Here is an 11,104-nt window from a genome sequence, read left to right on the forward strand (position 1 = left end):
CCCGATAGGTTATCCCTCGGACGCTACGAGGGTAATAATTATTAATTATTAATTATTAATTATTAATTGGTTTCCAAGCCTTTTTGCTGGAATTTTAGGGTTTGGCAATTTTCCATAATTGTCCGGGCTACATTTTCCGGGATACCGTCGGGAATGTCTGCCTGAATTTCTAGGGTAATTTTTACCTTGGTGTTTTTGAGAGAGATTAAATGTTGAATGACTTCATCGCTAATTACTCCCGCGTCTCTGTTGAGTCGTAAAGCCTCAATTTCTACCACCCCGTAAAAGCGTCTTAGGGGCTGATTTTGAGCCGGGGAAACTCTATAATTTCCGGGGTTTATGTCCTCCCCTACGATCGCATTTACCTCCCTTTCCTGACCCGGTGAGGGGGCGGAATATTGCTCCAAGGAATTGGGGCTGGGCTGCTGGCTCAGTTGTAACTGTTTTTGGGCTACATCGGGCTTGACAATTAAACTATTTTGAGCTATTGTAGGATTGATGGATTCCCCGGCTTTCAGTCCCTGATAGGTGCCGGTTTCTGGATCGAAGCCTTCCGCGTAGGCAAACCACTGACTCCAAGCGGTCGAGGATACGCCGTCGGCGATCGCTTTCAGCAAAACCTGTTCATCCTTGAGGCGGGGCAGATAGGGATATTTAGTTAGATATTCCCAGATCTCCTGTAGGCTGATGTGGTTTTTGTCGCGCCAGACGAAGGGTGCCAACACCTCTAAATATAGGTTTAGGGGGGCGTAGGTATCTGAGAGGTGGGATTCGTCGATCGCCTTTTTGCTGGCGTTAAGTGTCGGGGAGGACTCAAGATTACGGAGGCGGATAGTTTTCCAGGCGATCGCTTCTTTGGGGTCTGGTTGTTCAGGGACTAATAACCATTGGTAGGTTTCGGAAATCTGCTTTTGGACATCATCATCAAACTGCTGTAGTTTGGTGTGGGCTTGTTTAGCCTGAAAAGCATCTAGGTTCAACTCTTCCTTTTCGCGACAAATGGACTCCCAGGCGAGATATTGGGCGGCATTTTTTCCCAGGGTTTCCCACTTGGTTTTATCAGCAGCCAAAAACACCAGGGTATTTTGGTAAGAGCGACGAGTCTCCCCCCTGTAGTCTAACACATCAGCCACCCATTTGCAAGCCGGACTCTGTAAATTTAAGCCTTGGTCGTGGGGGAATTGTGGGGGGAGTATAACCAGACGCACACCGGAACGTTTATCATCAGGGATATCCCCGCTAGAATTGGGGGCCACATGAACCGTGGTAAAGATACCCCGATCGCCAAATTTTTTGAGACGTTTAACAATTTCCTTTTCAACCAAATAGCGATCGCCTTCACCGAGAAACTGATCAGCCCTTTCCGCCGCTGTGCGGTTAACATTAGGTTGAGTGGAAATCCAGTAGCGTTTATTATCAACATAGAGATAGGTAGCGCGATCGCTGAGTCGTCGGAGTGCGTCCCCAAAAGTCGCCGCCGCCTCTCCCGGTTGCACACAACCTAGCTTTATTCTACGGTCTTCTAAGCCACGGTTAGCAGCTTTCTGGGTTGGTGCTGACCCCATGTAGATAGTGCGGGTAACGCGACGACAAGCGGAATAACGGCCGAAATTAGGGTATTGGCGATCGAGATCTAGGGGTAAAGATAATGGTCCATCGACATCTTTATCAATAATGGGAGTCCAATTATCTTCCAGGTAGCGGGTAAGTTCCGACTGCACTTGATGGTCATCCATCGGCACATTTCCCGGCATAATCAACAGATTAGCATCATTACGTTCCCATAGGGTATGAATCACCTTAGCCATGAGACGCAAAACCCCACGGGTCCGCTGAAACTTATCTAAACTCGACCAGTCCTCATAAAGGCGATCGAACAATTCTGGGTGAATAGGATAAGCCTCTCGCATACGGCGTTTATAGTTAGCCTCCTTGGTATCCGTGGGAAACTCCTGGCTATGTTCCCGATACATATTGTAAAAGGTATCTATCACCGCATCTCGTTGAGCCAAGAGAGTTGTATCCGTGGTAGACTGAAATAAGCGCCGCCGGACGATTTCAAAACCTTCTTCGGCGCTGGCAGGTCGCCAAGGGGACTCTACGCGACCGATCGCATTTTTCAGCCTGTCGGTCGCTTCGTATCCCTTCTCGCCGCCTTTTTCAATATCCGACGCGGGAACACTCACCACCAGCAGGGTATCCTTAGCATTTTTGGCGGACTCACTCAAAGTTTGGGCAAAAGTGAATTGAGTGTCGAAAGTCCCCCCCACCACATCAGGTTTTTCGTGGAGTTGTCTAGCATAGGCGACCCATTCATCAATCAGAATTAGACAGGGGGAGAAGCGGTTAAACAGTTGTTTAAGTATATCACCGGGATTAGTTGCCGTTTCGTCAGCCTCCCGCAACATTTGATAACCTTCTTCTCCTCCCAACTGCCAAGCCAACTCCCCCCAGAGGGTTTTAATTATGGGGGGACGGTTACGATCGCCTTTTCCATAGGGTTTAATGCCACTGGGGGGCAGTTTATTCCCCACCAACACAGCGACGTTAACATTTTGGGGAGGTTGAGATATACCCACCTGTTGAAAAATCTCTTCCATCCCTGGTAAGTTATGAATATGGCAGGCTTGGCAAAGGTGATAGAGGGATAACAGGGCGTGAGTTTTGCCGCCGCCGAAGTTAGTTTGCAATTCAATTACCGGGTCTCCCCCTTGACCAGTTAACCGTAGCAGTGCATTACTGAGAAGCTGTTTTAGGCCTTCGGTGAGGTAAGTGCGGCGATAAAATTCGGTCGGGTCTCTATATTCATCAGACCCCTGATCGAGGTATACTTCCCATAAGTCCGCGGCGAATTCTGCTTGTTGGAAAGTCCCGCCAGCCACGTCAGGATGAGGTGTAACAATCTCTCGCCAGGGTTTGAGTCCGGTTTGAGGTTGTCCTTCTGTGGGGGTGACGGTGACTTTCCTTCTTTCGCGACGGGCTTCGGCTTCAAAACGCGATCGCATCAATTCATTTTTCTCTTTTTCGACTTGGCTGGCTTCTGGGGCGGAAATAGCGGTTAACAGACGGCTGATATTATCAAGGATACGGTAAGCATCATCAGTCGAGAAAGTGGTTTGGTGCGCCCATTGGTTGCGGTTATCGCGCAATTCGCTGACAATGCTGCGTTCACTCCTTCCCAGAATTTGGCGAAATACGTCATTCCAATGTTCCCACACGACCATCAGCAGAGCATAGAGATCTTCTTTAAGAATCTTTTCAACAGGTTGTCGGCTACGATTGTTAACATAACTATCGGAAAGCGAGGCACTGGCGGCGGTCAACCAGTGATTATCGCCATAATGCGATCGCATTTCCCTTTCCACGAAGGGATACAATCCTTCTTGGAGTATCCTTAAAGCGCGAGTAACTCTCTCATGATTGCTGATAGCCATAATCGGTAGGATGCGTAATTGAGATCAATTATATGCCAAAACCGCCAATTGTGTTCACCTGTTGAAGTCAAGAAACCCGGTTTCTCAAAGAAACCGGGTTTCTAACCCGCCACAAATAAGCCGAGTTTCTCAGCCTCCAGTCAACTGGGTTTCCCCCCCAGAAGTCAAGAAACCCGGTTTCCCGCCAACAAGTCAACCGAGTTTCCCCCCCAGAAGTCAAGAAACCCGGTTTCTCAAAGAAACCGGGTTTCTAACCCGCCACTCCCCAATTATTAATTATTAATTATTAATTATTAATTATAAAGAAACCGGGTTTCTAAGCCTATTAATTGAAAAGTTCCCCTTGGGAAGGTTTAGCGGCAAACTCACTGGCTAAACGGGTGATTTCCGGCCAGGATACTACTAGACTATTATAGGCGATCGCTTCCGATGACCAACCTTTGCGATCGCATAAATTATATAGACGATAGGCGAGGTCCCTGGCTATTTCTACCTCCGCTTTCTGTTGTCGAAGCCCAGACAGCAACTCCGCCGCCCCCGTTTCTCCCTTTTGTAGGAGTCGCTGAATTAGCCCTTGGGTGAGTTTCCAGTGGGGGAGGCGTGTATCTTTTTCCGCCGTCAATTTCTCCGGGAGTTCATCCCGTCTCAGCAACCGGACTTTCCCGGCTTTCGCCGTTAAAATTCCCGCCGTTTCTAACCCTTCTATACTGGTATTTCTCGCCTTCGACAGGGTTTCCGCTTCCCCATATAGTCCGGGGTCGAATTGGTATTGTTGAAACCATGTTAACGCCCAACGGGTATCGCTGTCAAATTCCCCTTCTTGGTCGGTCAGGTATTCATCTAGGAGTTGATTAATTAATTGTAGGGCGCTGCGGACGGTCAACTTGCTGCCATCGTTTTCTAAAACTTCGCTATACTTGCTATATATTGCCATACCCGGTCCGATACTCGCTTGGGCTAGGTCAACCGGGGCGATGTTTCCCTCTTGCAGCGTTTTTAGCGCCTGGGGGAGTTCGTTTTGCAATTCACTTAAAAATTTTCGCTTGGTCGTTGGTGCGGCATTCTCACCACGGGGACGACACACTAACACTATAGAAGAAGCGAGGGCGTTTGTACCACTGGCAACCATGCGGTTACTCAATTCGCTACGCATTGGCCATGTTCCACCAATGCTAAAGTTAGCCTGCATTAACCCTTCTAACATGGTTTCCCAACCCGTAGAAGCAACCTTATCCTTAGCATCAGTTTCGGCTTGTTTAAAAGCATAATAAACGGTCACCGGATAGTTAGCATCAGCTATGCTATTCATGCGCTTAAACGCCTGCATTAATCCGGCTTCAAAAAATTCTTTAGCCCCTTTTTTGCTGCCTTCAAAGCGGTGCGGGGCTGCTATCAATTCTTGAGATTTCGGCACTAACAGGGTGCTGCAAATATCAGGGTATATTGAACCCAAAGATTGACGCAGCCACACATAGAAAAAGTCGGATAAATCCGCGTAGCCAATATTATCATAATAGGGCGGGTCGGTTGAGACTATTTTGGCTTGTGAATCATTCTCATGGTTCACTTGTGCATCATGTTGAAATACCCCGGCTTTAACATTTACATTATCATGATTTTCAATAACTTTCCAAACCCAGTCAACACAAGCCATCCAGTTTCCTGATGATTGGCTAAAAGGACAACATTCTGCATAATCCCAAATCATTGGAATTGCTTGCCGTCCAAAGGTATTTCTCATTTTTTCACCAGAAGAATGCCAGCTACAAAGATTAGACCAATAATCAGCAGATTTATCTAAAGCAAACGCCAAATAAATGGCGATCGCTTCACTATAAGCCCTCGCGCCATTCCCCCCCTTATTCAAGGGAATATCATCATCAGATAATCCCACAGCCAGGGCATCTTGAAAAGCATTATCTTTAGCTTCCCCGACCAAATCACTAAAAGTGTTTAAAGCCACCAATTGACGGGAGGTGAATAAATCGCCATGGGTTTTTAATCCATATAAAGGAACATTTACAGCCGCTTTTCCCAGTAACTCAGTTTTCGGCTGCCATTTTGGTTTAGCGGAAAAAGCAATTTTTTCCTGTTGTTTGGTGGGGGGTAAATAAATCCTGCCATTTTTACCTTCAGCCACAATAGCCATTAATTTAGCCCCCATGCGTTTCTGACGACCTTCTGACCGCACATAATCCAATTTTACAGAAGTGCCGCAAGCCAGACAAACCGCCCCCTTGCGGTCAACCGTCCCCTCCGGTGATTTTCCCTTCCCCGTCTTCACCACAAAATCAATTTCGGGGGGGCTAGTTTCCCCGTTAATCGCATATTCAACCCAAGTCTCCTTTCCCTTCTTTGTGGAAAGCCAAAACTTACTCGTTAAAGGCATTTGACAGCCACAAGCCGGGTTAGGACAAGTCACCGTCCGCACCCATAACCAAGCAATAACCGTCGCCTTGTCGCCATTTTCCAAAGTCACCGGAGGATATAAATCCCCAATGCCGTTAACAGCCACCTCTCGCATCCAACTTCCATAATATCGCACATCGGCAGCCAACCCCTGTGCGCCACGCCAAGACTCCAACCCAGTCCGTTTTCTATCATCTCCATTCACCGGGGGTAAATTCGCAAACCGAGGGGGAATTTCAATCAACCCCTTATTAATTAATACCGCCACCGGGTTCAAATCACTAGCATGGGCTTCCAACCCCAACCGTTGCGCTTCCAGGGGAATAGACCCACCTCCCGCAAAAGGGTCATAGGCGGGTGGCGCATACTGGGCGATATACTCCCGGACCTCTTCCGGTTTCGTGGGTGGTTTTTCCCCCCTTCCCCACGCCAAACAGCGGGCTATCTCCCTTTGTGCGTCTTGAATAACCTGGGGGTCTTTGATATCATCCCAAGACACCAAACCCCGCACCACCTGTTTTTGTTTCCCCTTCTTATCGGTATCGACGACAATTCGGCCTAAGATATCAAAAAGGCGTTGTCTTTCCTGGGTTTGTGCTTCCAGGGTGGGGAATTTTTCCGGCCAACTACTGGGGTCATCTACCAAAGAAGCCCAAAGCACCGCCCTAGCTGTAGCGGTTGGTTTCCGCGACCACCACAAATGCAGAGTGGAGGGGTGTCCGTGACGAATAGACTTTTCCCTCGCGGACTCCATATTAATGGCTTCGAGGGGTAGGGCAACTTCGATGAGTTTTTTGCGGTAGGTCATGGGAAGCAGTGTAGACACCGACTCCCAGTATAGCTGGTCAGGCATCAATTAATAATTAATAATTAATAATTAATAATTAATAATGGATAATTAATTATTATCGCCCTCGTGGCGTTATATGGATAACCTACCCGGCTTTCCCCCCCCACAAGTCAAGAAACCGGGTTTCTCAAAGAAACCGGGTTTCTCAGCCACCAGAAATAAGCCGGGTTTCTCAGCCACCACAAATAAGCCGGGTTTCTCAGCCTCCAGTCAACGGAGTTTCCCCCCACAAGTCAAGAAACCCGGTTTCTCAAAGAAACCGGGTTTCTAACCCTCCAGAAATAAGCCGGGTTTCTCAGCCTCCAGTCAACGGAGTTTCCCCCCACAAGTCAAGAAACCCGGTTTCTCAAAGAAACCGGGTTTCTCAGCCACCACAACAGTTTTCCCCAATTATTAATTATTAATTATTAATTATTAATTATTAATTATTAGGTCTCGCCAACTATAATTGACACTGTGGGCGGCAAAATCGGGTTGTTGCTGAAACGGTTGGCGGATATAGGAAATGCGATCGCCTGGAACTTCCACTAATGCTAGGATATAGCTATCAGGTCGGTTTAAGGCGGTCAAAATCTCGTTTTTAGTCACCGTCACCGTTTGCGCCCCCTCAATGCGTCCTTTCACCTCGATAAACCGCAATTGTCCGGTTTCGGGAATGACCGACTCGATATCATAACCGCACTTTTCGGCGCTAACGTCTCGCGGTTGATAGCCTAACTCCGTTTCCTTCCGCATCACCGCCTCCATTGCCGCTAATTCCACGGCTTGCCGGTTTTGGGCAAAAGTGTCGGAAATCTTCGGCGAGGGGGGTTGTAGGGCTGCCAGACGGTGGCTGGGAATGATTAAAGCTGCCCCTACCACCACGGGGGGTAAAGGTGAAAGTCGGCGCTCGTCTTCCAGTTCGCGGAGCCTTTTTTCTAGGCGGGAGGCTAACTCGTCCGCCCGTTGCTGGGCTTTGCTAGAGTTAAGTTTAGCATTGGGTTTCCCCGCTTTTTCATCCAGGCGCAAACTGACAGCCCTTTGGTCCCAATAGTTAATTTCCTTGGTGAGTCGGTCTTTGACGGCGACTAGGGTTTTATCAATGAGTTCCTGTTTGGGTTTCTGGACCTCTTCGAGGTGGGGTTGGACTAAATGGGTAATGGCGTAGGTAGTCGCCTGTTTCTCAATGTCCTCTTTTGGCGGTAAATTAGGCAGAAAAGGAGCGATCGCTTTATGTTCCTCTTCGGTGAGGGGGCGATAGTCCAAATAAGGCGCATATCCCCCATTAATAGCGGGGGAGGGAGTCGGGTCGCGGTCGGGAAACAGACTACAGGGAAGTTCCACATATTGCATTCTGCGGGAGACTAACCGCCGCTGTCCGTTGGAGTCGGTTCGCGCGTCCTGAATGCTATGTTCCAGATAAACTAAGATTCTCTCTGGCTGCGGGTTAGGACTATCATCAACCAAAATGCTCCCCTGACGCAATAGATTTCGATGACGTTCTAAAATCAGGTCTAGGGTGGCATCAAGAAGGGGATGACCAGGACAAACTAGGTCGGCTATGGGTTTCCCGGGGACGCTGACTAAATCCTTCTCAAAACAGATCCGCTCATAACTTAGTATAGGTTTACTCAGTCCTATTTGGCGATCGCGATGACGAATAACGGCGGGAACGTTGTTTATTTGATAACGTTGGGGTTCCCGGAGTCGCATGGTTCCCCCTAGGCGGGTAAAAGCCTCCTGGAAAAATAAGCCGATAAAATGGGGTTGGAGTTTCCGCGCTTGCGCCCTTTCCATGTCCTCCCGAATGGCTTGAACTTTGGTGGTATCCAAGGAGTCTCTCGCGAGGGCTTTTTCTTCGATGAGTGTTTGCAAATATTCCCGGTTCAGGCGATCGCTCAATTGCTGCTGTTTGGCTTTAATATCAGGGCGATCGCCATAGCGGATAGCTTCAATGAGCAACTCCCGCAATTCTACCTGAGCGATCGCTTTTCCCAACACATCAAACACCTGACCCCCCAAGGCGTTTTGCTCAATTTCCAGTTTCCGCAACAGCGATAAATATACATCCCCCTCCCGCGTTTCCCCGGCGACCAAATTCCACAAATGACAAACTTCCGTCTGTCCGATCCGGTGAATGCGCCCAAATCTCTGCTCCAAACGATTCGGATTCCAAGGTAGGTCATAATTAACCATAAGATGGGCGCGTTGTAGGTTAATTCCTTCCCCCGCTGCGTCGGTGGCTACTAATACCTGGACGGTAACATCCTGTTTAAAGTCTTCTTCGGCTTTTTTGCGTTCATCCCGTCCCATACTTCCATGAATGGTAACTACGGCTTCAGGACGACCTAAAAGGGTTTTAATGCGATCGCGCAAATAGTTAAGGGTATCGCGATGTTCCGTAAAAATTACCAGTTTCCGCAATGCTTTCTGTCCGGGTTCATGGTCGCCATTCTGGGGGTTAGGAAAGGCAAAAATTTCGTTTTCCATAACCTTAGATAATTGTTCCCATTTGCAATCTTTCCCACTGCGGCGCACCCGTTGGGCTAACTCTTCCAATTGGCGCAAACGTTCGATTTCTGTCTGTAATTCCTGAACAGTCCGAGAAGCCGTCGCCAGGTCAACCACTTCGGTTTCGATTTTTTCCCTCTCGCTACTGGGTAAGTCTTCCAAATCATCATCAATGTCTTGTTGATCAATCATCCTTCCCGGGTCTAATTCCCCCTTGAGTCCTCGGTGGATTAGCTGTTCTTCCCGCAGTCTTTTTTGGAGGCGATCGCGCCGTCGTTTCAGAGACTGATAAATAGCTTCGGGAGAGGAAGCCAGACGACGCTGGAGAATAGTTAAGGCAAAACCCACGGTTCCCCTACGTCCTTTTTGCAGGTTATCGGCGCGATTAAATTCTTCTTTCACATAGTCGGTTACTTGTTTATAAAGGATGGCTTCCAACTCCGAGAGACGATATTCCACGGTATGGGCGCGACGTTCTGGAAACAGGGGACGACCATCAAATTTTAGCAAGTTTTCTTTAATCAGGCGACGCATCAAATCAGCGGTCTCGCAGACATGGACACCATCCCGAAATTTCCCCTCAAAGCGATCGGCATCCAACAGAGCCAAAAATAGCTGAAAATCCTCTTCTTTCCCATTATGCGGCGTAGCGGTCATCAGCAAAAAATGGCGAGTCAACCCCGACAGAAGTTTCCCCAATTTATAGCGTTTAGTTTCCTTAATTTCCCCCCCAAAAAAGGAAGCCGAGAGTTTATGAGCCTCATCAACTACGACCAAATCCCAATCAGTTTGGGCGAGTTTAGCCTGTAACTTAGGATTACGGCTAAGTTTATCTAATTGAGCAACCAGTAGGGGAATTTCCGTAAAAGCGTTCCCACTGCGGGCAGCTTCAAGGCGATCGTTTGTCAAAATTTCAAAAGGTAGGTGAAACTTCTGAGACAATTCATCTTGCCACTGTATCGCCAAACTCCCCGGACAGACAATCAAACACTTTTGTAAATCCCCTCTAATCAACAATTCCCGAATCAATAATCCCGCCATAATAGTTTTACCCGCCCCGGGGTCATCAGCCAACAGAAACCGCAAAGGTTGACGGTTCAGCATTTGGTTATAAACGGCATCAATTTGGTGTGGGAGAGGTTCCACCAAAGAAGTATGAACAGCCAGCCGAGGGTCAAACAAATGAGCCAGGCGAATGCGGTGAGCTTCGGAAACCAATCTAAATATAGCACCATCTCCGTTAAAACTCCAGGGCTGTCCATCCCTAACAATTTCTAATCTATCTTGGTCACTGCGAAATAGTAGTTCATTACCAGGTTTCCCCCGACTATCTTTATAGGTCAATTCAATCGCATCATCACCATACCAAGCAGCATCAATAACGGTAACATTTTCATTAGGCAAAATCCCTTTAATAATTGTACCACGAGTTATATCTTCTAGTTTAATCATATCCCTTTTTTACTCTGTGAAAAAATCTATTTGGTTCCGAGCCATTGAGATTCATTGACAATTCTCATCATCTGAGATATACTGTATATTGTAGGCTCTGGGACTGTCCTATGGCTCCTTTGTGAGTTAAGACCCCAGCGCATAGAAGATATAACTAGAACCCAGCCCTAATGCTAATGGGCTTTGTTCCCCCATAACTGCAAGGCTTCTGAGTACCGAAAGGGAAAAGAGCCTTTGCAGTTTTTCGCGCGGTTGTTACACCGGATAGAAAAGCGATCGCCTTTATAAATTATAGAAGTAGGGTGCGTCAGAGGGATAACCTATCGGGTTAACCGCAAATTTCATTCCTTTGACGCACCGCCCCTATCGTGGTCAAGAAACCCGGTTTCTCAAAGAAACCGGGTTTCTAAGCAAACCGTGGGGTGAGAGAATTAACAGCAGAACCCGGAGGGCGGGTTTATTAATATCC

General features: G+C 47.8%; 3 protein-coding genes. All 3 read right to left on the bottom strand.

Annotated features, from left to right (window positions below; genetic code table 11):
- Window positions 1-62 precede the first annotated feature (62 nt).
- A complete protein-coding gene (locus ACTIE0_RS00585) occupies window positions 63-3,434 on the bottom strand; it encodes a Swt1 family HEPN domain-containing protein (RefSeq protein WP_006668432.1) in 3,372 nt (1,123 codons plus the stop codon).
- A 325-nt stretch (window positions 3,435-3,759) separates the two neighbouring features.
- Window positions 3,760-6,696 carry a DUF1156 domain-containing protein gene (locus ACTIE0_RS00590; protein WP_006668431.1) on the bottom strand — a complete coding sequence of 979 codons (2,937 nt, stop codon included), beginning with the start codon at window positions 6,694-6,696 and terminating at the stop codon, window positions 3,760-3,762.
- Between the two features lie 411 nt (window positions 6,697-7,107).
- Window positions 7,108-10,635, bottom strand: coding sequence for a helicase-related protein (locus ACTIE0_RS00595; RefSeq protein ID WP_006668430.1), 3,528 nt, complete (start codon window positions 10,633-10,635; stop codon window positions 7,108-7,110).
- Between the last annotated feature and the right edge of the window lie 469 nt (window positions 10,636-11,104).

Source organism: Limnospira sp. (assembly GCF_051859755.1).
GTDB lineage: Bacteria > Cyanobacteriota > Cyanobacteriia > Cyanobacteriales > Microcoleaceae > Limnospira > Limnospira fusiformis.